Origin of the sequence: Peribacillus faecalis, assembly GCF_014712675.1 — a bacterium.
In the GTDB taxonomy this organism is placed as follows: domain Bacteria; phylum Bacillota; class Bacilli; order Bacillales; family DSM-1321; genus Bacillus_AD; species Bacillus_AD faecalis.
This window is the reverse complement of record NZ_JACXSI010000031.1, coordinates 13,639-34,484: the sequence shown is the minus strand read 5'-3', so window position 1 is coordinate 34,484 and position 20,846 is coordinate 13,639. Positions and strand designations below refer to the sequence as shown.

Annotated in this window: 23 protein-coding genes; 8 read left to right on the top strand and 15 right to left on the bottom strand. The window is 40.4% G+C overall.

The window, feature by feature from the left end:
• Window positions 1-31: 31 nt before the first annotated feature.
• The 3 genes from IEO70_RS13030 to IEO70_RS13020 all read right to left on the bottom strand — a co-directional run bounded on the left by IEO70_RS13030 (window position 32) and on the right by IEO70_RS13020 (window position 4,625).
• The gene (locus IEO70_RS13030; RefSeq protein WP_190998809.1) at window positions 32-1,468 is read right to left on the bottom strand and encodes a hypothetical protein; all 1,437 of its coding nucleotides are present in this window, start codon (window positions 1,466-1,468) and stop codon (window positions 32-34) included.
• Window positions 1,444-2,724 carry a DUF2399 domain-containing protein gene (locus IEO70_RS13025; protein WP_190998808.1) on the bottom strand — a complete coding sequence of 427 codons (1,281 nt, stop codon included), beginning with the start codon at window positions 2,722-2,724 and terminating at the stop codon, window positions 1,444-1,446. The genes IEO70_RS13030 and IEO70_RS13025 overlap by 25 nt, the downstream gene beginning before the upstream one ends.
• Window positions 2,725-3,629: 905 nt before the next feature.
• Window positions 3,630-4,625, bottom strand: a complete 996-nt coding sequence (locus IEO70_RS13020; RefSeq protein ID WP_190998807.1) for an LLM class flavin-dependent oxidoreductase — start codon at window positions 4,623-4,625, stop codon at window positions 3,630-3,632.
• A 140-nt stretch (window positions 4,626-4,765) separates the two neighbouring features.
• Here IEO70_RS13020 and IEO70_RS13015 point away from each other — a divergent pair, with 140 nt between their 5' ends.
• Entirely contained in the window at window positions 4,766-5,221 is a 456-nt protein-coding gene (locus tag IEO70_RS13015) for a GNAT family N-acetyltransferase (RefSeq protein ID WP_190998806.1), read from the top strand.
• A 41-nt stretch (window positions 5,222-5,262) separates the two neighbouring features.
• On the top strand, window positions 5,263-5,562 hold the full coding sequence (locus tag IEO70_RS13010) for a hypothetical protein (protein ID WP_235973607.1): 300 nt from the start codon (window positions 5,263-5,265) through the stop codon (window positions 5,560-5,562).
• 141 nt (window positions 5,563-5,703) lie between these two features.
• Here the strand turns inward: IEO70_RS13010 and IEO70_RS13005 are convergent, their stop codons facing one another.
• Window positions 5,704-6,903 (bottom strand): iron-containing alcohol dehydrogenase, encoded by a 1,200-nt coding sequence (locus IEO70_RS13005; protein WP_190998805.1) that lies wholly within the window; start codon window positions 6,901-6,903, stop codon window positions 5,704-5,706.
• Window positions 6,904-7,405: 502 nt separating this feature from the next.
• Between IEO70_RS13005 and IEO70_RS13000 the strand changes: the two genes are divergently transcribed.
• Complete coding sequence (locus tag IEO70_RS13000; protein WP_190998804.1) at window positions 7,406-7,891, top strand: sigma-70 family RNA polymerase sigma factor; 486 nt, start codon at window positions 7,406-7,408, stop codon at window positions 7,889-7,891.
• A gap of 400 nt (window positions 7,892-8,291) precedes the next feature.
• Here IEO70_RS13000 and IEO70_RS12995 read toward each other — a convergent pair whose 3' ends face one another.
• The 6 genes from IEO70_RS12995 to IEO70_RS12970 all read right to left on the bottom strand — a co-directional run bounded on the left by IEO70_RS12995 (window position 8,292) and on the right by IEO70_RS12970 (window position 10,948).
• On the bottom strand, window positions 8,292-8,501 hold the full coding sequence (locus IEO70_RS12995; protein WP_190998803.1) for a hypothetical protein: 210 nt from the start codon (window positions 8,499-8,501) through the stop codon (window positions 8,292-8,294).
• Between the two features lie 276 nt (window positions 8,502-8,777).
• Window positions 8,778-9,422: an MOSC domain-containing protein gene (locus IEO70_RS12990; RefSeq protein ID WP_190998802.1), complete on the bottom strand. Its 645-nt coding sequence runs from the start codon at window positions 9,420-9,422 to the stop codon at window positions 8,778-8,780.
• A gap of 61 nt (window positions 9,423-9,483) precedes the next feature.
• On the bottom strand, window positions 9,484-9,636 hold the full coding sequence (locus tag IEO70_RS12985) for a hypothetical protein (RefSeq protein WP_190998801.1): 153 nt from the start codon (window positions 9,634-9,636) through the stop codon (window positions 9,484-9,486).
• Window positions 9,637-9,642: 6 nt separating this feature from the next.
• Window positions 9,643-10,125 carry an HIT family protein gene (locus tag IEO70_RS12980; RefSeq protein ID WP_190998800.1) on the bottom strand — a complete coding sequence of 161 codons (483 nt, stop codon included), beginning with the start codon at window positions 10,123-10,125 and terminating at the stop codon, window positions 9,643-9,645.
• A 28-nt stretch (window positions 10,126-10,153) separates the two neighbouring features.
• Window positions 10,154-10,708 (bottom strand): GNAT family N-acetyltransferase, encoded by a 555-nt coding sequence (locus tag IEO70_RS12975; protein ID WP_190998799.1) that lies wholly within the window; start codon window positions 10,706-10,708, stop codon window positions 10,154-10,156.
• A 66-nt stretch (window positions 10,709-10,774) separates the two neighbouring features.
• Window positions 10,775-10,948 (bottom strand): hypothetical protein, encoded by a 174-nt coding sequence (locus tag IEO70_RS12970; protein ID WP_190998798.1) that lies wholly within the window; start codon window positions 10,946-10,948, stop codon window positions 10,775-10,777.
• A gap of 448 nt (window positions 10,949-11,396) precedes the next feature.
• On the opposite strand from IEO70_RS12970, the gene IEO70_RS12965 reads away from it, so the two are divergent.
• From IEO70_RS12965 to IEO70_RS12945, 5 genes are all read left to right on the top strand, one after another.
• Window positions 11,397-12,725: a hemolysin family protein gene (locus IEO70_RS12965; protein WP_190998797.1), complete on the top strand. Its 1,329-nt coding sequence runs from the start codon at window positions 11,397-11,399 to the stop codon at window positions 12,723-12,725.
• A gap of 82 nt (window positions 12,726-12,807) precedes the next feature.
• Window positions 12,808-13,854, top strand: coding sequence for a hemolysin family protein (locus IEO70_RS12960; RefSeq protein WP_190998796.1), 1,047 nt, complete (start codon window positions 12,808-12,810; stop codon window positions 13,852-13,854).
• Window positions 13,855-13,973: 119 nt separating this feature from the next.
• A complete protein-coding gene (locus IEO70_RS12955) occupies window positions 13,974-15,794 on the top strand; it encodes a dihydroorotate dehydrogenase (RefSeq protein WP_190998795.1) in 1,821 nt (606 codons plus the stop codon).
• A gap of 309 nt (window positions 15,795-16,103) precedes the next feature.
• Entirely contained in the window at window positions 16,104-16,259 is a 156-nt protein-coding gene (locus IEO70_RS12950) for a hypothetical protein (RefSeq protein ID WP_190998794.1), read from the top strand.
• A gap of 82 nt (window positions 16,260-16,341) precedes the next feature.
• A complete protein-coding gene (locus IEO70_RS12945; protein WP_190998793.1) occupies window positions 16,342-16,968 on the top strand; it encodes a LysE family translocator in 627 nt (208 codons plus the stop codon).
• A 43-nt stretch (window positions 16,969-17,011) separates the two neighbouring features.
• On the opposite strand, the gene IEO70_RS12940 is transcribed toward IEO70_RS12945, so the two are convergent.
• From IEO70_RS12940 to IEO70_RS12920, 5 genes are all read right to left on the bottom strand, one after another.
• Window positions 17,012-17,593 carry a histidine phosphatase family protein gene (locus IEO70_RS12940; protein ID WP_190998792.1) on the bottom strand — a complete coding sequence of 194 codons (582 nt, stop codon included), beginning with the start codon at window positions 17,591-17,593 and terminating at the stop codon, window positions 17,012-17,014.
• Window positions 17,554-18,006 (bottom strand): NUDIX hydrolase, encoded by a 453-nt coding sequence (locus IEO70_RS12935; protein ID WP_190998791.1) that lies wholly within the window; start codon window positions 18,004-18,006, stop codon window positions 17,554-17,556. Before IEO70_RS12935 ends, IEO70_RS12940 begins: the two co-directional genes overlap by 40 nt.
• 19 nt (window positions 18,007-18,025) lie before the next feature.
• On the bottom strand, window positions 18,026-18,178 hold the full coding sequence (locus tag IEO70_RS12930) for a hypothetical protein (protein WP_190998790.1): 153 nt from the start codon (window positions 18,176-18,178) through the stop codon (window positions 18,026-18,028).
• Window positions 18,179-18,382: 204 nt separating this feature from the next.
• Window positions 18,383-19,567, bottom strand: coding sequence for an MFS transporter (locus IEO70_RS12925; RefSeq protein WP_190998789.1), 1,185 nt, complete (start codon window positions 19,565-19,567; stop codon window positions 18,383-18,385).
• Between the two features lie 225 nt (window positions 19,568-19,792).
• Window positions 19,793-20,479, bottom strand: a complete 687-nt coding sequence (locus tag IEO70_RS12920) for an HAD family hydrolase (RefSeq protein WP_235973606.1) — start codon at window positions 20,477-20,479, stop codon at window positions 19,793-19,795.
• Between the last annotated feature and the right edge of the window lie 367 nt (window positions 20,480-20,846).

Here is a 20,846-nt window from a genome sequence, read left to right as displayed (position 1 = left end):
ATTGACGTTCACCGACTCCTCTTGATAATTCTCACTCTCTATTTGCTGTTGATGACTCTTGTTTTCGTTTTGATCGAATGGTTGCTCTTCCATCGGCATCATTCATCCACTCCCATTCCTTATGATAGATTTTATCTTTGTTTGGACTTTCTTCTGCTTCTTCTATAGTAATTTGCTTGTTGCTTACAAGAGCAGATATTGCGGTGATGCTGTTAACAGCATCACTCCAGCGATCTGACGTTGCTTCGATTACAACTTGTTCCATTGACGCTTGCTCGACCGTTTGCAAATAATGCTCAATTACATCCGTTTGAATCATCGATTTCGTCAATAACCATTTCGATTCACCGAATACATCCTTCATTTCTTCCTGCAAAATTTCCTCAGAAGTGTATATGATGTCATCTTCCTCCTCTGTAATTGAATCAATTACCGGTTCATATGTTTCAATAAAATCAATTGCTTCCTCAATGTTTTCTGCAGATAGCGGCGAGGCAAACTTTACCGGAATCCATAAACCATCCATTCCTTCATCCTCATATTGATTTTGCTCCATGAAACTAAATAGCTGATAAACATTCGGAATATCAGAGTCAAGAGGAGGATCATACATTGATGTAATGAAGGAACGAACCAATTCAGGGCGGATCATTGAAGCAAAAGGTGTTTGCTTCATACTCGTAAACTTTAAATATTTATTAATCATGCCAAGACTTAAATTGGTCCCTTCCGCCAGTACAGCCGTTCCTTTTTGCATCAGATTTGTTAGTACAAGACTATCCTCAAGCGTCTGAAACTTACGAAGACGCTCCTGCAGCTTATCTTCGAGCTCCTTCATCAAATCATGAATCATCTGTAATTGTGGAAGTGCATTCCGGTCAGCCAACAGTTCTAGCTCCCTCTCCTTTAGTAATGCGATGGCATTTTCCACATTCCGAATGAGACTGGCAATCTTATTTCCTCCTGAAATGCCGCGATCGTCATAGGCTTCGCTTAATTCCGCATCCCGTTTCGCCTGAAAAAGCGAGCGACCAATTTCATCATGCATGTAATAGGCAAGGCCATCATTGGCTAATCGAATTAAAGCATCCATCATACGTTTTCCCAAACTGCGCATTTTCAATTGCTTCGATTGCTTGGAAATCCAATTATACTTAGCTAGTACAGTGACAATTTGTGCTACTCTTTTTTTCGAAGGCGGTTCACTATCAATAAAACGGCTGCGATAACGATAATACAATGTATCACTGTTTTCAATTGGGTCACTAAGTCCCAATGCTTCCTCATTAATTAACTGAATGATTCGTAAAAACCGCAGCACTTCACCTGGTACCGAAAATGCATTTGCCGGTCCTAGTTCACTTAATACACCAGATAAAGATACAAGATCGCGCATCGACTGCAGTACTTCCGGAGCGGACTGATCTTCCTCAAAGATCGATATTAATGATGAACCCACCTTTTCCATTGTTCAGCACCTCCCAATAGTTGCTCCTGTTCTTTCTGCTTATGTTCTAGATATAGATGCATTTCCGTCTCATAGACTTCCCAATCCGTTATCACATTACCATCAGGGCTAATCCATTTACACGGAAGCTCACCAATGATTTGATATAATTCCCTTGCGATTTGAAGGCCATCTCGATCATAATCAGTCCAAAGGATCACTTGCAGAAGTGAGCTATTACTGATAATTTGAGAGATGGCTTCTTTATGGGAAGAGCGGAGGTGACCATCATTACATATAATAAGCGTTTGATTTTCTTCAAGAAAGCCTGTTTCAGCTGCTATTCTTGTTAGAATAGCCCGATTCTCCACCAACCACAGTGTTTTTGCATTCGTCTCATACTGTTCTTCTGCAATTGCCAAATCTGTTAAGGCATGGACAGGACCATATTGAAATGCTGCAAACCGCCCCTTCAATTGACCGGCAAAGAACAGTGGCGTAATTCTTCCTAAGCTTGTGAGCCCAATTACGTTTAACGGAAATCCAATGTAATCCTCTATTTGCTCGATAAATTCCTCTTTATTTCGGTCAAATTCTTTTGAACCACCAATCCGTTTATAGTACAGCGCGCCGATTTCTTTCCAATCAAAATCTCGATTTTGCACACTAATCTGCAGAAGCGCAACAGTGAAATGCAAAAAACGCAGACGCTTATCCATCGTCCACTGTTCAATAATTCCTCCTTGATTCTTAGCCATTTGCAATGCCATTTCTTTCAAAGTAAGTATGGCCTCTCTTCTACTAGTATTTAGCATCTCTAAGTCAAACGATATATGCTCAATTTTTTCCTCTAATTCCTTCCAGACTTGTTCCTGTGCTTTCAACTTTTTCAATCTTTTATTCTCTTCATATTGAAAAAGGCGGTAGCCCATTCTATAGCAAATTGATTCAACTGTTTTCCCATCCTTCCTAAAACGCACTTCTTTCATGATCCAGCCTTGCTCCATCCATCGTTTAACTTGAATACGCTGATCATCAAGAGCTAGTTTTTTTCTCGGTGTGAAATGGTACGTCTTAAGCTCTTCATCTGGACTATCCGCTAATGAATATGATTCTATTGATAAAGTCAACATGCCCAGCACACGAAATGTGCGTTCAGTCCGCTTCACAATTGGAACATCGATTGTCTCTTTTCCCTCTATTTCACTAATATCAAGTTGCTCATCCTTTTTAAGTATATAAGCTTGTAAAAAATCTAAAACGATTTGATTAATCATGGTCATTCCTCTTTTTCATTAATCTCGTACTTCTATAGTACCAAAATAGGAATGGAAGTTATAATATTGCCAAATGGAGCATTCAGAAGCTCCAGGATGATTATTGAAAGAAATGCCATATATAACTGGAATCCCACCACTTTAAAGGCACCAAACTTGTAATCTGCCCTGCGTTCACCTTGCTTCGCTTCCCTTGAGAATCCCAACAATAGGTTTATACAAAGAATATTTCGACTCCAAAATATAAATTACGCTATTCGCTTAACGCGAATTCTACCCAATTTGAATTTAATTAAGCCGCTTTTCCTTGCGATTCTTCCCAATTTAGAGATAATTCGCCCACCATTTTTAAGATTCTTCCACATTTAAAGTTTTTTCTTCCACTTTTGAAAATAATTAAGCCGACCGAACAAAAAAATAGAAGGAGCATGTATGCCCCCTCCTAATTAATTTTCAAACAAAAGAACCCCGCGCAAGCGAAGTTCATTTAAAAAGAAGCATATATTCTTGATTTTAGCTGGCTATCTAACCTTACAACCGGTGACGGTTTTTCTCGATGTCTAACCTTACACCTGCCATGCTCGGGCCTAAGCCACCCCACCCCAGAAACCAAAACCGGGTTTCTCGTGTGGGGCTCTCAGGATGAGAGTCACAGCGACGTTGCTACAGGACGTAGCGCTTTTAGTCGCTGTTCCTTCTTAGATTTTGTCTAGCTGCAGCGGCCAGCCCCTCGAGGTCATAAGCCAAATCACTTCAGAAATTTTACAATTTCCTACGTGATTCGTCTTATGCAGGTCGGGGCTGAACGGGCCGCTTCCGCTTTTCGGTTCCCGCATGGCTCCTTTTTCATTGAAGTGAATTCAAGAGGCAAAGTCAAAAATGAAAAAGGATCGGTGACGGTTTTTCTATTCATCAACAATATCTTTAAAAATCTGATAGGAACGTTTTTGTTTATCGGGGTCGAATATGTATGATACGACCATGATTTCATCGACGTTATAAGCTTCCTGGAAGCGCTTGTATTGATCGCGGACGGTTTCTTTGCTGCCTAAGAAGGTCAGGCGTGACATTGATTGGGCGGCTTCTTTTTCATGCGGCATCCAGATGTTGTCCATGCTGTCGACCGGTGGCTGCAGCGGGCTGCTTGACCCTCGCACGACATTCAGGAAAAATTGCTGCATTGTTGTCAATTCTCGACGTGCTTCCTCATCTGTCTCAGCAGCAATCACGTTTAAGCACACCATCATGTATGGCTCGCTCAAATATTCGGACGGCTGAAATTTTTCACGGTAAATCATCATCGCCATCTCCATTTGCTGCGGCGCGAAGTGTGAGGCAAAGGCGTACGGCAGGCCGAGTTTCGCCGCTAAATACGCAGAGTCTGTCGATGAGCCGAGAATGTAAATCGGGACATTGGTTCCGACACCTGGATAAGCTTTCACATGCCCTTGCTTCTGTTCCGGACCGAAATAGTCAAGCAGCGATTGCACATCTTCCGGGAATGTGTAAAGCGAATCGCTTTTGTTGCGGCGCAGCGCAGACGCGGTCCTCATATCTGTTCCCGGCGCGCGGCCAAGTCCTAAGTCGACGCGTCCCGGATAAATCGTTGCCATCGTGCCGAATTGTTCAGCCACAACTAGCGGCGCGTGGTTCGGTAGCATAATTCCACCTGAGCCGACGCGAATTTTTTCTGTATGCTCCAATGTATGTTTAATTAAGATCGCTGTCGCTGAACTGACGAGTGATGGTGAATTATGATGCTCGGCAATCCAATAGCGGATATATCCCATTTCCTCGACGGCTTGCGCCAAGTCAACCAATGCTTCGATTGCATCCGACTGCGTTTGCCCTTGGCGAATCGGCGCCAGATTCAAAGCTGAAACCGGTAGTTGAGTCTTCATTATTTTGTTTCCTTTCAATCATGTATTTACTCCATATTAACAATTTATGCTAAAGAGAGATAATAAATTGCTTTTGGCTTATTCACAGTATCTGTTTTTTCATGTATGATACTCGCAAACTCGATGAGGAGATGAAGGATTTGGAAATTAAAGTGGATGACTTAAGCGGACCTGAAGTGGCACACCTGATTAACGAACATCTCTATTCGATGACGCTCCATTCCCCACCAGAAAGCATACATGCCCTTAGCTTGGAGCATTTAAAGAAGCCTGACATCACCTTTTGGAGCGCCTGGGAAAATGGACAACTCATCGGCTGCGGTGCATTGAAGATGCTGGATACACAGCACGGTGAAATTAAATCGATGCGCACGTCTTCTCATCATTTACGAAAAGGTGTCGCACGGAAAATGTTAGAGCACATTATCCAAGAGGCAGTAAATCGTGGTATGAGCCGTTTAAGTCTGGAGACTGGCTCAATGGCGGCATTTGAACCGGCGCGAAAATTGTATGAAAGCTTCGGATTTCGCTATTGCAAGCCGTTTTCCGGTTATATAGAAGATCCAAACAGTGTTTTTATGACGAAGGAAATTTGATATAATGTAGGAAAATTTCGGAAATTAAGAGAGGTATAGTGATGGCAGCAATTTACTTTGCAATCTCGATTATGTTGGTCAGCTTGTCGATCGCTTTTTTCCTCAGTAACGAAAAGACGAAAAAATGGAGAAACATCATTTGGGGCATTACCATTATGGTAACCATTGCACCGTCCTTGTCTTTTTCAGTCGGTTTGATATATGCGATTATTGTACAGAATGGCCGAGCAGACATGCTGATGTGGGTATTGTTCCCAATCTTTTTCCTGATTGGGCTTACACTTTTTTTGATTGGCATCTTCACTAAAGAAAAGAGACCGAATCACTCCGTTACAAATTAGAAAAAGTGTCACCAGTCCTTTTTCATCTTATGTATAGTCCTTAGACTCGCCTCGATGAAAAAAGAGCCATATGGGAACCGAAAAGCGGAAGCGACCTGCGAGTAAGAAACAGTAAAAAAGGGCCGAAACAGGCCCTGATTGCTATTCCATTATCATTTTGTAAAGGTTCAGCAAATCCTGTTTTCCTAAAATTTTCGGCACCGGGTACAATGGGTTTGCTTCCTTTAATGCCCGCTCGATCATCACCGGCAAATCCTCTTCTTTAATGCCGCTTATTGTAGTTGGAATATCCATATCCTCATTCAACTTCTTGATGGCGTCAATCAGCTTGTTCGCCTTCTCTTCAATCGAATCCGAAGCTTCACAAACTCCCGCCTCATCGGCAAGCTCCGCTAAAGGCTTATGTGCCGCGCTGCCATAATATTCGAGCACATGTGGCAAAATAACCGCATTAGCAAGCCCGTGAGGTACATTGTAAAATCCGCCTAATGTATGAGCGATGGCGTGCACATAGCCGACATAAGCACGAGTAAAAGCAATCCCCGCCAAGTAAGCTGCACGCTGCATGTTTTTGCGGGCAGTCAAATTGCTGCCATTAATGTACGCCTCATATAAATTTTCGGAAATCAGCTGTACCGCCTCTCTGCTGCATTCCCTCGTCTCCTCAGTATTGCTATTGCCGATGTACGCCTCGATCGCATGAGTTAGCGCATCCATGCCAGTCGTCGAAGTTATATGCGCCGGAAGCTTAACCGTCAGCAGTGGATCGAGCACCGCCACGTAAGGAATAAGCGATGGATCATTAATTGCGTACTTTTCATTCGTTCTTTTATCGGAAATCACCGCGGCAACTGTCGCCTCACTGCCTGTTCCGGAAGTGGTCGGCACGGCAAAAAGCGGCGGTATGCTTTTTCTCACCTTTAGGAGCCCCTTCAATTGAGGAATCTGCTTTTTCGGTCTTGCGATACGAGCCGCTACACCTTTGGCACAATCAATCGGCGAACCACCGCCGAAAGCGATAATACCACTGCATTGATTCTTTTTATAGATTACAAGCGCCTCTTCGATGTTATCGATTGTCGGATTCGGTACTGTTTGGTCGTAAACAAAATATTGTACTCCTTCTGCATCTAGTCCATCTATCATTTTATCCACCAAACCGAATGAAGTAATACCTTTGTCTGTCACAATCAGTACACGTCTAATCCCTTGCTTTTTAATATTGCCTGGCAAACGGCTCAGGCTCCCTTTCCCTTCTAAAAGCTCAGGCTTGCGCCAAGGGAGGAAATACGCAACAAATTTAAGAATGAATTGATAAGTTCTACAGTAAAGCTTGAACATTCGGCTACTCTCCTTTTTCAAGAAGTTTTTTCCACATCGTATTGTTTCGCTTTCAATACTCGTTTTACCTTTCTACAAAGAAAATTAAAGCCGTTAATTCCTTCAAACTGCTATTGGTTTAGTTTTACCTCCTGGTACATCCAGGCAAATATGGCCAGCCTTTCATTCTTTATTGAACGGATGGCCATTTTTTATTCCCTCCAAATTGCCAAGACGCTATTCGGTGTCCAAAGGCACAATCCAACTTGGAATCATTTAATATATAAGCCAACTCAAATCTAATATTCTATTTTCCACCACAATTCATAAGAAAAATTCCTTTCCCTATAAGAAATACTCAAACTTTCACTATCTAATCTCAAACAAAACGTTTAATTAGGCCGTACATGATGTTTGGAGAATCAAACGTAAACTGCGCTGATTAGCAGCATTTTTCGATTAGCTTTATAGTAAAGGCACCTGGGAATAAACGAAGAACGCGTTTTTCAGAATGGATAGTTTAATGGATCATTTTGAAAGATTAGTTGAGCAATACAAGCCAATGTTGTATAAAATCATGCATTCCTTGAGAATCTATAAAAACTTCGACCATTTTTACAGTGTTGCCTTACAGGCACTGTGGGAAGCAAGCACCAAATATGATGGCCATTCTTCCGCTTTTTCGACATTTGCTTATGCGACGATTCGCGGCAGACTGTTGAATGAGTTGCAACTCGAAGGCCGATATGAAAGACACAACATTACTTCGTTGGTGGAATCCGATATCCGGCCCTCCTACACTCACACTTATACCATTGAGGAAACAGATGCTGTTCTCCATTATTGTAAGAATTTGACCGAGCTCCAAAAAAGATGGGTCGTTCATACATTTTTGTACGATCATTCGCTTGATGACATTGCCGCCATTTATCAGGTCAATAAAACAGTTGTAAAATCGTGGCGGAGATCAGCATTAAAAAGTTTACGGAAGCAGATGGAACTCCTGTAAAGAACATAGCAAGAGGACTCCGAATTAGCGGAATCCTCTCTATAAAACTACAGCATTTCAATCATACCTTGATTATTGAAAGACAAAAATAAGACAGATGACTACCGGTCATCTGTCTTAAATTACATAGCCCGATGCTCCAAATCTCCCGCAAGCACAATTTTACATGTATGATTATCCGCTTCGACAATTGTTAAACTCGTATCATGAATGAAGGGCGGGTCCCATATACACAAGCAATTTCCATACAGTTTCTTATCCAGGGATAAAACCACCATTAAAACCGTCGTATAAGTTACACACCATAGCATTACCATTATGGGTAGCTTGGTGGAAAACAAAACCCCGGGAAAATATTTTCATCCCGGGGGTGTGAGTGTGAAATCATGAATGTTTCTTATTAACGTGACTCTTTTGGTGGTTGGCACGTGTCGCATTTGCGTTGGTTATTCTTTTTGAACTTCGTGAATGATTTCTCGAAATTATTCCCGCATTCACATTTAAAAAGAAGCTTTTGGGAAAAACCGTGGTATTCTGTCGATAATAGTTTACTATCGGAATTTTTCTCTACATATGCTTGAATATCTTTGATTGTCCATCTTTTATTCATTGCTGTAACCTCCATTTTTGTTCAGTAGGCGGAGGCATTTTAGCATCCTTCAATTATGAAAAAAATCGTAATTGTCCCTAAGTTGTATATTATAGCATGGGCTGACTATAAAAGCTTTTTTACTGCCGATTTTTATGATCCTTGGCGTAACCTTTCAGCAGTCCACCTAATAAAATTCCGCCTGCCATTAATAGTGGCAGCAACAAGCGATGCTCGAATAACTGAAGACAGCTAAAAGCAATGGCACAATAAATGAATAATAGCAAATACACTTTTTTATAAGTCATGTCCCTTTAAACTGTTACGATAGTTTTCTGATAGAGCATCGACCTGCAGTACTTTTTCGAGCTTCTCCTTGTTCTTCCGGTCAAAAAATGTCACATCGTTCACGAGGTCGACCGAAACTTGGTGCGGATGCTGCTCAATTAGCACAAGATTATCGCCAGGCTTGACCGTTCCTTCTTGCAACACTCTGAAATAAAAGCCGGTATATCCTGTATCCCGCACTTTGATAACCATATCAGGCACGTCATATTTAGCAGCCAGTTTATAGCACGGATTGCGCGGCTCGGAAATTTGGATAATCGTCTCGCCGAACGAGAAAGTATCACCGATATGAGCGTTCTTTTCCGTTAATCCTTCCACCGTCAAGTTCTCACCAAATAAGGCAGTTTCGCTAAAGTCCGGTAAAATGTCGCGCCAATACGAATAATGTTCATACGGATATAAGCATAATGCCTTATCCGCTCCGCCATGCACTTCAGTCGCCTGCTCATCACACACTAACCCCATTCTGCTCAAGTATACCGGCTCCCCGACAGGCTGCTTGCGGATTGCTGATTCAATTGTTTGCTTGCCGTACGTTAACGTTTCAATTTTCCCTGCATTTAACGAAATCACTTTATATACTGGATTTTTCATTTCATCACCTTATTTTCATATAAAAGTTATCCTTGCCATTAACTTATATGTAATCAATGATTCACCAATGTCTTTTTCTGAAAAATTCAATAACCTCTTGTTTATAGCTATATTGCTCATTAAGCCTTTGCAATACACAATCTTCGACAACCGCTTTTAAAGCACTTGTATTTCCGTGAACATCTGCCAGCATTGCAATTCTATCGTTGTTCATTTCATCTCACTTCAGTTCATTCCTCAACATTTCAATTACAGCCATTACTTCCTTCACATTCACTTCATCATTCATATTCCTTCTTGCATGAAGGAGCACAGGTCTGACAGATTCAATAGAACGACCAAACTCCGCCATCCATTCGTAGCGCGGAACTATCCACGTATGGAAGTGATGGGTTGTATCTTCATTGTAAAAATAATAGACATATTCAATGCCTAACACTTTTCTCTGCGCCTTGCGAATTTCCGATAGAAGGTTGATATAATCGAGACGTTCTGCATCCGTCAATTCATCAAAGCATTTAATATGGCGTTTCGATGCCAAAATGATCAACCCTTTTATTGGGTAAGCAACATCCTGGTGCGCGTGAAAATGATCCGTTTCTGCAACAACACCGCCATCCGGCTCAATAAGCCCGCTCGTTAAGGAACAGCTCAAACATTCCGTTTCTACGACTTGACCATTTGATAATGTGATTTTTCTCATTTATATTTTCTCATGGATTGTATATAGTTCATTGCTCACTTCCCCATTCTCGAGCTAAAAGCCCATATACAGTGTGGTCGACAAAGTGGTCGTACAGCCACTCCGCATCCCTAATGGTGCCTTCCTGCTGAAAGCCGAATTTTTCGGGAAGCGCTCTGCTTTTCGTATTGCCAACCGCAGCCCTTACTTCTATTCGATTCAGTTTCAGATCATTAAATCCGTAATCAATTAACGCTTTAAATGCTTTAGACATAATACCTTTCCCTTGAAATTCTTCCCCGAGCCAATAGCCTACTACACCGATTTTGTGAGCTTTATAAATGGTATTAAAACCGATTGTACCGGCAATCTTCCCTTTATAAATAATCGCGAATGACTGCGGATAACCGCCATTTTGGACAACCTCCTGACATCTGGCTGCAATATTTCGCTCCGTATCCGCGACAGTCTTTGTATAATCGAGCCAACCGAGCCATTCTTTTAAATACTCCTTGGAACGAATCGTTAAATAATAAAACTCCTCTGCATCATCCGAGTTGAACATCCTTAAAGAAACTTCTTCATCAATTTTATGTATAAGCATGATTGTGCACCTCTTTTTACTTATGTAATATTTCGACTCTTCAACTTTTTCTTATATTTTCCGGAATCATATATAAATAGGTACAGCAAATAAGGTAAATGCCAAACCGCCCCAAAATAATACGGTATCCCATTCTCCGCCTAATGATTGTTCCCAAACAACATGCAAGACTAGATTATAGGCGGCAAATCCGCCAATATACGACAAAAAAGCTATTAAAATAGTATTCAGCTTTTTCACGTTCCCTCTCCTGAATAACCAGTTATTTACTAATTGTACAATTAAAAGAATAATCAATCAATTAGCACTGTAATATAAGCTACACTACGAACTCAGTAAACTATCCCATAGAAAGACTCATAACTATACTGGAATTCTTTTCATATGATATAATTTTTCTTACACTAATAAAAAAAGGGGGGAGCGCGTTGGAAAGGTCTTACTGAAATTATCACAATTACCATTGGAAAGAAACATTTCTTCATATGCAGTAGTTTTACGTAAACGATTCTGTCTCCCCTTTGAAACAATATAGCCTTCTACTATAAATATTTAACTTAAAATTTTTTCAAAAGTTCAAAATAAAAAGTTATCGCTCTGATTGTCTTTAAATGGGGAAGCTTGGTTATCCAAGCAATTATGGAAAGACATTTTAATGGAGGTGAATCCCTCTTTACGAGGGAAGTAATTGGATATAATTACGATTACAAATTTATTTTTACTAGTAATATTGATTGGATTAACAGCGTTTTTTGTCGGCGCGGAATTTGCGGTTGTTAAGCTCCGCATGTCGAGAATTGATCAATTGATTGCAGAAGGCAACAAGAAAGCCGGTATTGCAAAAAAAGTTGCGAGTGATCTCGATTATTACCTCTCTGCTTGTCAGTTGGGCATCACAGTCACAGCTTTAGGACTAGGTGCCCTTGGAAAGCCAGCCGTAGAACGACTTTTATATCCCGTATTTGATATATTTAATGTTTCAGAGACAACCGCATCAGTTTCGTCTTATGCAATTGCTTTTTTATTAGTAACGTTTCTCCATGTTGTAGTCGGAGAGATGGCTCCAAAAACTTTAGCGATTCAGTACGCTGAAAAAATGAGTTTACTGCTTGCTCCCCCACTTTATTGGTTCGGTAAGATTACCTACCCATTCATCTGGGCATTAAACGGAACGTCACGGCAATTCCTCCGTCTCTTCGGCGTTAAACCTGCAGGACATGAGGATTCTTTTTCCGAGGAAGAGTTGAAAATCATTATGGCCCAAAGCTTCCAGGGCGGTGAAATTGATAAGACCGAGCTCACTTACATGGAAAATATCTTTTCTTTTGATGAGCGCATGGCAAAAGATATTATGGTACCCCGGACTGAAGTCATCACACTTGATAAAGACATGAATTATGAAGAGATCATCAAAGTGTTGGATGAATATAACTATACGCGCTACCCGGTAGTCGAAGATGGAGATAAAGATAAGATAGTTGGGATTCTCAATGTAAAGAAGATGCTGACACAGATCGTTGCAAAAAGAGAATCGAAGCCAGAGGATTTTGTCAGGGAACTCCCATTTGTCATTGAATCGACCCGCATTCAAGATGCATTGTTGAAGATGCAAAAAGAACAAGTCCACATGTTACTAGTCATTGACGAATACGGCGGTACTTCAGGCATTCTGTCTATGGAAGATGTTCTTGAAGAAATCGTAGGAGAAATTCGCGATGAATTCGATGGCGATGAAGTAGCTGATATCCGCACTTTCGGCGATAACCGATATATGATCAATGGCCGCGTGCTGCTGGTTGAGCTTGAAGAGCGTTTTGGCTTATCGTTTGATGAAATTGACGATATCGATACAATCGCAGGATGGATTCACTCTAATAAGATCGGTGAAGTTCAAGTGGGAGACGAGTTGGAGCTGGGTGATCATGTATTGGTCGTAAAAGAAATGGACAACTTCAAAATCAATCAGGTCCTGCTTCGAAAAAACGTTACAAGTCCTTTAGATGCGCACATTTCTTAAATATGCTGCAAATCAAAATATACTATCTATCTTTAACGAAAACTATTTCGGAGGTGAATCCTTCTTTTAAAGAAGGAACTAATTGGACGGATTAATTGCCTTAAACTTATTTTTAATCGTTGTTTTTATCGCATTGACCGCATTCTTTGTCGGTGCTGAATTTGCGATATTGAAGGTTAGGATGTCTAGAATCGATCAGCTCATTGCTGAAGGAAATAAAAAAGCTATATTGGCTAAAAAAGTAGCACACGAACTGGATTATTATTTATCTGCCTGTCAGCTAGGTATTACGATTACTGCCCTCGTACTCGGAGCTTTAGGGGAACCTACAGTCGAAAAACTGCTTCACCCTATATTTGAAAGGTTCGAGATACCTGGAGCACTCGCAACAGTTGCGTCTTATGGAATTGCCTTAGCACTCGTGACATTCCTGCATGTTGTGTTCGGTGAGCTAGCTCCTAAAACTTTAGCGATTCAATACGCGGAACGAATGACTTTATTGCTTGCGCCTCCTTTGTATTGGTTCGGTAAAATTATGTATCCTTTCATCACGTTCCTGAACGGCTCATCAAGAGTGTTCCTGAAATGGTTTGGCGTTAAACCAGCAGGTCACGAAACAGTTTATTCAGAAGAAGAATTAAAATTAATCGTTACACAAAGCTATAATAGCGGTGAAATAAACCAGACTGAGCTTTCGTACTTAGAAAACATTTTCTCCTTTGATGGCCGGCAATTGAAGGAAATCATGATTCCTGAGTCAAAAATTGTCATGCTTGATAAAGGCATGGTCCTTGAAGATATTATTGAAGTGCTTGATCAGTATAACTATACTCGTTACCCGGTTATCGAAAGAGGCCTTAAGGATAAGGTTCTCGGTTTCATCAATACAAAGGAAATGCTAACAAGCATTGCAGCAGGGAAAGAAAAGCGACTTGAGCATTTTATCCATGAGATGCCGCGATTCTCTGAAACAGCGATGATTAAAGATGTTTTACTGGAAATGCAGAAAAAGCGTGTACACATGATTGTCATTATGAATGAACAAGAAAAAGTCATCGGTCTTGTCACAATGCAAGACATTCTTGAAAAAATCGTCGGTAATATTCGTGAAGAACTTCCTGCCTCATAACAATTAAAATTGTCCTGCCGGATTGATAGAAAATTTACCGGCAGGATTCTTTTTTGATTCTGCAATTTTAGCATTCTGCCTTTATAATGAAAGTAACGAGTCGAGAGAAGGTGCTGCTTATGCCAGATTGGTCTTATCATCCTTTAAAAAAACTTTTATTAAATAAAATCAGTGCCAAATCAAGCCGTGAATTCATTCATAAATCGATGAGTACCATCGCATCAATTCCTGGAGGCCGAAAATTAATTGGCTTTTTAGGTCATATGGAACCACCGCAAGAACTACAGAGGACTATTCATCAAACGAGATTTCCTTCGCCTATCGGGTTAAGCGGCCAAATCGATCCGCGGTTATCAGGGACGAACGCCTTTCAAGAACTGGGCTTCGGTTTTTTAGAAATCGGCCCGATTGTTTTAGACGAACCATTACAGCAAGAAGTACCGAAAAAGAACAACAACCAGATTTTGTTCTCCAACCATCAAGAGAAAGTTCCTCTTAAACTAGCCATTCAAAAGTTGAATAGATTAAATTTAAAGATTCCTATCATTGCTAGAATTGACCCACAAACACAGCTAAGCGAATTTGCACTAATTGTCCAGCATTTAATCCCCTATGCGGATGCTTTCATCGCAACAAATGAACAAATCAACTCCTATTTAAATAGAAATGAAATGCCTTCCGGGCGTACTTTTTATGCATCTTCTTCGGCTGAAGACGTAAAAACCGAGAATCTTACACAACATGCTAGTATTGGTGGCATTGTCATTGATGCTCCCCAAAAGACAATGGATGAATATTGGTATGAGGCAGAAAATTCGCATAAACGCTTAGTGAGAGTTGTTAGCCAAGTGAAAGAACTGCATCCTGAGTTAATCGTCATTAGCTCCGGCGGCGTTGAAACACCTGGAGAAGCATACTCTTTAGTTCATGCAGGAGTCGATTTATTAATGCTGACAGAAGGCTATGTAAAAGCTGGTCCAGGACTGCCAAAACGTATTCATGAACGGTTATTATCGGATGAAGTCCAGTCAGCCAACAGTCAACCTTGGCATTGGTCCCTTCTGTTCGGTCTTTCTGTTTTGGTCGGGGGATTGATCGCCTTATACTTTGCATTTTCTAGCATCATTCTGCCCTATGATGAATCATTTATCGGTCTGACAAAAGCTGAACTAGCACAGATCAATCCGCAAATTTTAGCGTTTATGGCGCATGATCGCATGGCGCTAGCTGGGACGATGATTTCCGGTGGCATTTTGTATATACAGCTTGCGAGGCATGGAATCAAATATGGTATGCATTGGGCTAAAGTCGCCTTTCACAGCGCTGCCATTCTTGGATTCCTCGGCATCTTTCTGTTTATCGGATACGGTTACTTTGATTGGCTTCACGGCTTATTTTGGCTAGTCTTGTTGCCGATTTATTTTTTAAGCTTTAAGGAAAGCAAAAGCGCCACACGCTCACCTTTTTCTCATCACGAAACTAATGACAGAGCGTGGCAGCTTGCACTGTATGGACAGCTCATGTTCATAATCCTTGGATTTTCGATACTCATAGGCGGGATTGTCATTTCGACGATCGGTGTATCTAACGTATTTGTTTCAACAGACTTAAGCTTCCTGTGCATGACACCGCAAATGCTCGACAGCATCAGCAATCGTTTAATTCCGGTTATTGCACATGACCGTGCCGGGTTTGGAGGCGCTCTTGTTAGCGTCGGATTGCTCGTGCTTATGCTTTCATTATGGGGATTTCGAAAAGGGGAACGCTGGGTTTGGAACACACTTGCGATTGGGGCATTGCCTGCTTTCATTGCCGGAATCGGAACGCACTTTTATATCGGCTACACAAGCTTCATCCACCTGCTGCCCGTTTACTTTTTAGTCATTTTATATTTGCTGGGACTAGTGTTGTCATATGCTTCCTTAAAGAAGCATGCTTGAAGTTCGCCAAAAGGAGGAGGATATTAAAATGATGTTTTTAAAAGAGAATGGCTTAACTCTATTAGCGCTAGTTATGTTATTAATCATATATTTTTACGGATCAAAAAGAAATATTAATTGGTACAATAATAATCTCTTCTATTATTATTGTAATTCGAGTAATTGGTTATTTTAGAAATAGAAAACTTGAAGCAAAGTAATTCCATTGGCTTTATTTTTTTCATATGTGTGTCGGCCGTATCGATTATTTATAAGAAAAAAGGAGCGGCCACCTGAATAGGCAGTTGCCCTTTAGAAAGGGGACAACCTATGCAATTAATGATAGTCATGTTATTTCTGCTGATTTTTCTTTTGGCCTACGCAAATTTTCTAATACATGCAAAGCATCAAAAGGTTAAATTAAATCAAATCGCCAAAACTCTGAAAGAAATCAAAGAGATTTTATCAGATGAAAAGAAGGAATGAACAATCTGAAAATACATATTTAACTTACAGAATAATTAAAATATAATACAGTTATTAACGCAAAGACAGAAGGTGATGGAAATTGGAGAATTTTTATTTATATGTCCTTATGTGTATCTTTTTAATTATTTTACCTGGTCCTGATACAGCGATTACAACGAAGAACACCGTTACTGTCGGCCGCACTGGCGGGTTTAAAACGGTATTTGGAACGTGCTGTGCCCTGCTCATTCATACGGCTGCCGCGGTCCTCGGACTTTCAGCAATCATTATGAAATCGGCAATACTGTTTTCCGTCTTAAAATATGTCGGTGCTGCTTACTTGCTGTATCTCGGCATTAAGACGCTTTGGACATTGAAGTATAAGAAAGAAGCAGTAAGCATTGACCAAACGAATAAATTTGCTGACAGTTCATGTTTCAAGCAAGGCTTCCTGACAAACATACTCAACCCGAAGGTCGCTGTCTTTTTCTTATCGTTCTTACCGCAATTTGTGACTACTGGCATCAACACACTTCTGTCGTTTCTACTACTTGGGATTACGTATACCGTCTTGACAGCAATCTGGTCTATTCTTTATGTGTACTTGATCAATCAAATCAGCGCATTTATGAAGAAGCCACGCACGCAATTAGCGATTGAAGGTTTGACCGGAACGATTTTGATTGGTTTCGGCATTAAGCTGTTTTTCGAAAAGGCACAGCACTAATAAAGAGAAGCAGCAACGAAAAAGAACTTTCATTGCTGCTTTTTTATTTCCATAAGCGCTCTATATGATGTTTCTCCTCTGACCTTGTTAATAAATATACATCCGGATTGGACATGCTTCTCCACTGTTCGAATCCGAATGAATGATCAAAATGTTTAATAAGTAGCGATAAAATATTTCCATGCGACACAATGATTGTGTGCTCTGCTTCATTTCCGATAACATCTTCAATTACTTTAACGATTCGTTCAGATGCTTCTCTACTTGACTCCCCGCCCTCAAATGACAGATTCATATCTTCATAAGTTGCTTTTAGTTTCTCCAGCCAATCAGGCAAATTAACCGAACTTAATACTCTTTCAGCCAGCCGGTCATCTTTCCCAATTTCTATGTTCCTTTTCCTGCTTAACGGTTCAATCGTCTGAATCGCTCTTAAAAAAGGACTGCAAATGATTTTTTCAATACTTACATTTGTGAAGAATTCACAAATCTGGTCGGCCTGTCTCAATCCATTTGACGTTAATGGCGCTTCACTTGATTGCCCCTCCGCCTCGCAGTGTCTAACAAGATAAATTTTTTCTCCAACTAGATCACTTCCTTTGTATAAGCAGCAATAATTGGCCAATCAGGCGGACTAATATTATCCGGTAAATCCGTCAATTTAAAAAACTTCAACTGCTCTACTTCGTTTTCAACTCTTCTTAATATACCTTCATAGTCATGACAAATAAATGCCGCAACGACAACATATACCTCATCGCCATGCGGATATTTATAGTAAAAGTTTTCTCCCGAATACACATTGAATAAAGTCAGTTTGTTTGCAATCAAACCTGTTTCTTCTTCTAGTTCTCTTTTTGCCGTTTCCTCTAATGTCTCTCCCGTTTCCATCGAACCGCCCGGCAACCCCCAGCACTGATTATCTTTGCGCAGCTGCAGTAAAAGCTCCTGATTTTGATTCATCACAAGAACACATGCACCTGTCAAAATTAAAGGACGGCTGCCGACTTCTTTCCTTAAATCCGTTATGTACCCCATCAGTTCGCTACTCTCCCCTTCATCTCTCAAAAATATATTGAACCGCAATAACTGCCAAAGCAAGCGGAATACCTATAATCAACATACCTGCAACAAAGTAACACAGACCAGTAAAGATACATTTAAAAATGTCGTGAACCGCGCCGGCCAAATCATCTATGAACTTTAACATCGCATCCCTCTTCCTCCCAAATCCGACTATTTAATTGTAACATTTTGTAAAATTTAATGAACTATTTTTCGGAAATAATTAGACAGGCAAATTAAATAAAACTAGAAGAATTACGATGAATAGATGCTTCATTTTGCCGAATTCAGTACATAAAAAACACCCTAAAAGTCAGTGTTTGCTAACTTTTAAGGTTTAATATCTTTCTTACGCCAATTTCCTCATCCTCCACAAAAGGTACAGCGTAGGAATGATTAAGATTGCCGAAGCTACAATGCCTCCGTTAATTGACGTATAGAGGGCAATAATGCCGACAAGCGGACCTCCTGCTACCTGACCGAGCGCATCAAGCTGACCAAACATTGAAAGCGCAGTAGCACGGCCTTGTGACTGCAGTCGTTCATTTGTCAGCACGCTCATAAGCGGATAATTGACATTCCGCAATGATGTGATCAGCCAATATAACAGGATAGCTATATAGAAGTTACCTATGAACGCAAAAAGCAGCATCGCAATTGATAAAAGGCCGTTCATCCACAGCAACACATAGGCATAGCGCCCTTTCACATATACCTCGACCACTTTCAGCACCGCAATGTTGAGCAGAAAAGCGACTGCATAAAAAGCGCCAAACCAATAAACCGAATCCTCTTCCGCAAGATTAAATCCTTCAATGAAATGAGCGCCCCACAGCCGGTCAAAGCCTTCACTGGCAAGACCCCAAAACAGCGTAACTACCGCAATCCCAACTAAGACGGAATTCCCTTTAATTTGTGAAACGCCGCCCTTTATAGCCAGCACCATCTGTCCCAGCCCAGACATATCTTCACGGGAAGCCGTAATATACTTCGTTTCCGGCATTATCATGAACGCAATAACCGCCAATAGCACTAACATTCCCCCGGCAATCAATATCGTCGCCTGCACAGAGAAAAGAAAGGCTGACAGCATGCTGACAATAATGCCGATGAAGCGGCCAATCGAACTATATTGCGCTCCCTTTAGGAAGACTTGCTCCAACTGCTTATTCTCCAATTCATCAGCAATCCATGCCTGCTCCGCGCCGCTAATGAAGGTCCAGCCAATTCCCCACAAAGCCGCTCCAACAGCAATTGCCCAAAACTCTGGAAAACTGCCTTCAAGCAAATGTGCTGCTCCTATAATAAACGTACCTACCACCAACGACTTTTTCCTGCCGAAAAAATCAGCAACAAGCCCCGTCGGCATTTCAAACAGTAAAATAGACAACTCCATAATTGTCCCGACTAAAACGAGTTGCAACGGGTTCAACTCTGCTTGGGAAACATAATAAATCGCGTTCAGCGTAAATACCATCTGAATGATGAATGAACGCGAGCTAGTGATGACATAATAAATATTTTTGATATTCAAGATTTCGTCCTCCGATTAATTGAGTTCTTACGCGCAAAACTCAAATCGGAGAATAGATTGTTAAGCCAACATACCCTCCGATTTGATTGGGTAAGTGAATGTTGTGGCTGACATATTCATCGCTCCTTTTTTGTTAATATACCCCATTATAGTTTATTTATTATGAATCATTAAACTATTTAACTAAACTATTTAACAATTTTTCTAACCGTTCATTTATTTTCTTCATTTTTCAGCAAGACCTCCTGGTAAGAAATCTAATAACCTATCAAGAGACCAAATCTCTGCGTATGGCTTTATAGTGGTATCATTCTCTCTCTTATGAGGATTGAACCAGATCCCCTTCATATGTATAGTTTGACTACCACCAATATCCTTTTCTATGTCATCACCGACGAATAAAGCCTCTTCCGAACGCACATTGAGCTCATTTAATGCTAATTCAAATATACGTTTGTCCGGTTTACTCAATCCGACTTCCTCAGAAATAATAATTGTATCGAAACAGCTATTTAAATGAGTATTCATTATTTTAGCGTTTTGCCTTTGGACGGAGCCATTTGTTATAATTGCAACTTTAGCTTGCTGCTTAATTGCATTTATGATTTGTATTGTTTTTGGGTCTATAGAAAAACACTGTGGAAAATGGTGATTCCAAAAATCTTGAATCGAATGGCACGGCAAGCGATTTTTAGGTGGATACTCATCAAAGAATGAATTTAAAACTTTTGATTTGTCATTGTCACCATAGCTTCTTTTATCGCATTCTTTAAAGCTTCGTAACATTTCCTCTGAATGGTTAGTATCCTCGTAGCACTTCTCTAAAATAATGAAAAACAATTGATCTATTGCCAAATCCCGACTAAGCAAAGTATCGTCTAAGTCGAATAACACAGCTTGATACTCTTTCAATAGCTTCACTGCCTTTCTCAGAATCTTAATTAACATTAAAGAAGATGATTAACGAAATTAAAACAAATATTAATAGACTTTTAGGTTTACTGTCTTTCCACAAATCTATTATTGAAAAAATTCCACCTATAGTAATCAAAACGATTCCAAACAGCTTAATTTTGCTTACAGATAATAAGTTGCCTAATTGTATAAAGAACACCCCTATTACCAAAAAGCCAATTGTAGAAATAGATCGAAATGAACTGAAGTCCTTAATTACTGATTTTCTATCGTCATTGTCCATTTTTAAATAAGCCCTCACAACCAAAAAAGCGGGTATTCCCCACAAGGCGGTAAAAATTGCAAGAGAATCAATAGTTATATT

Excerpts from the sequence above, each read along its gene's own strand:
- IEO70_RS13030 (WP_190998809.1), bottom strand. The coding sequence starts at position 1,468 with ATGGAAAAGGTGGGTTCATCATTAATATCGATCTTTGAGGAAGATCAG.
- IEO70_RS13025 (WP_190998808.1), bottom strand. The coding sequence starts at position 2,724 with ATGATTAATCAAATCGTTTTAGATTTTTTACAAGCTTATATACTTAAA.
- IEO70_RS13020 (WP_190998807.1), bottom strand. The coding sequence starts at position 4,625 with ATGAAGACTCAACTACCGGTTTCAGCTTTGAATCTGGCGCCGATTCGC.
- IEO70_RS13010 (WP_235973607.1), top strand. The coding sequence starts at position 5,263 with ATGGCAGCAATTTACTTTGCAATCTCGATTATGTTGGTCAGCTTGTCG.
- IEO70_RS13005 (WP_190998805.1), bottom strand. The coding sequence starts at position 6,903 with ATGTTCAAGCTTTACTGTAGAACTTATCAATTCATTCTTAAATTTGTT.
- IEO70_RS13000 (WP_190998804.1), top strand. The coding sequence starts at position 7,406 with ATGGATCATTTTGAAAGATTAGTTGAGCAATACAAGCCAATGTTGTAT.
- IEO70_RS12995 (WP_190998803.1), bottom strand. The coding sequence starts at position 8,501 with ATGAATAAAAGATGGACAATCAAAGATATTCAAGCATATGTAGAGAAA.
- IEO70_RS12990 (WP_190998802.1), bottom strand. The coding sequence starts at position 9,422 with ATGAAAAATCCAGTATATAAAGTGATTTCGTTAAATGCAGGGAAAATT.
- IEO70_RS12985 (WP_190998801.1), bottom strand. The coding sequence starts at position 9,636 with ATGAACAACGATAGAATTGCAATGCTGGCAGATGTTCACGGAAATACA.
- IEO70_RS12980 (WP_190998800.1), bottom strand. The coding sequence starts at position 10,125 with ATGAGAAAAATCACATTATCAAATGGTCAAGTCGTAGAAACGGAATGT.
- IEO70_RS12975 (WP_190998799.1), bottom strand. The coding sequence starts at position 10,708 with ATGCTTATACATAAAATTGATGAAGAAGTTTCTTTAAGGATGTTCAAC.
- IEO70_RS12955 (WP_190998795.1), top strand. The coding sequence starts at position 13,974 with ATGCCAGATTGGTCTTATCATCCTTTAAAAAAACTTTTATTAAATAAA.
- IEO70_RS12950 (WP_190998794.1), top strand. The coding sequence starts at position 16,104 with ATGCAATTAATGATAGTCATGTTATTTCTGCTGATTTTTCTTTTGGCC.
- IEO70_RS12935 (WP_190998791.1), bottom strand. The coding sequence starts at position 18,006 with ATGGGGTACATAACGGATTTAAGGAAAGAAGTCGGCAGCCGTCCTTTA.
- IEO70_RS12930 (WP_190998790.1), bottom strand. The coding sequence starts at position 18,178 with ATGTTAAAGTTCATAGATGATTTGGCCGGCGCGGTTCACGACATTTTT.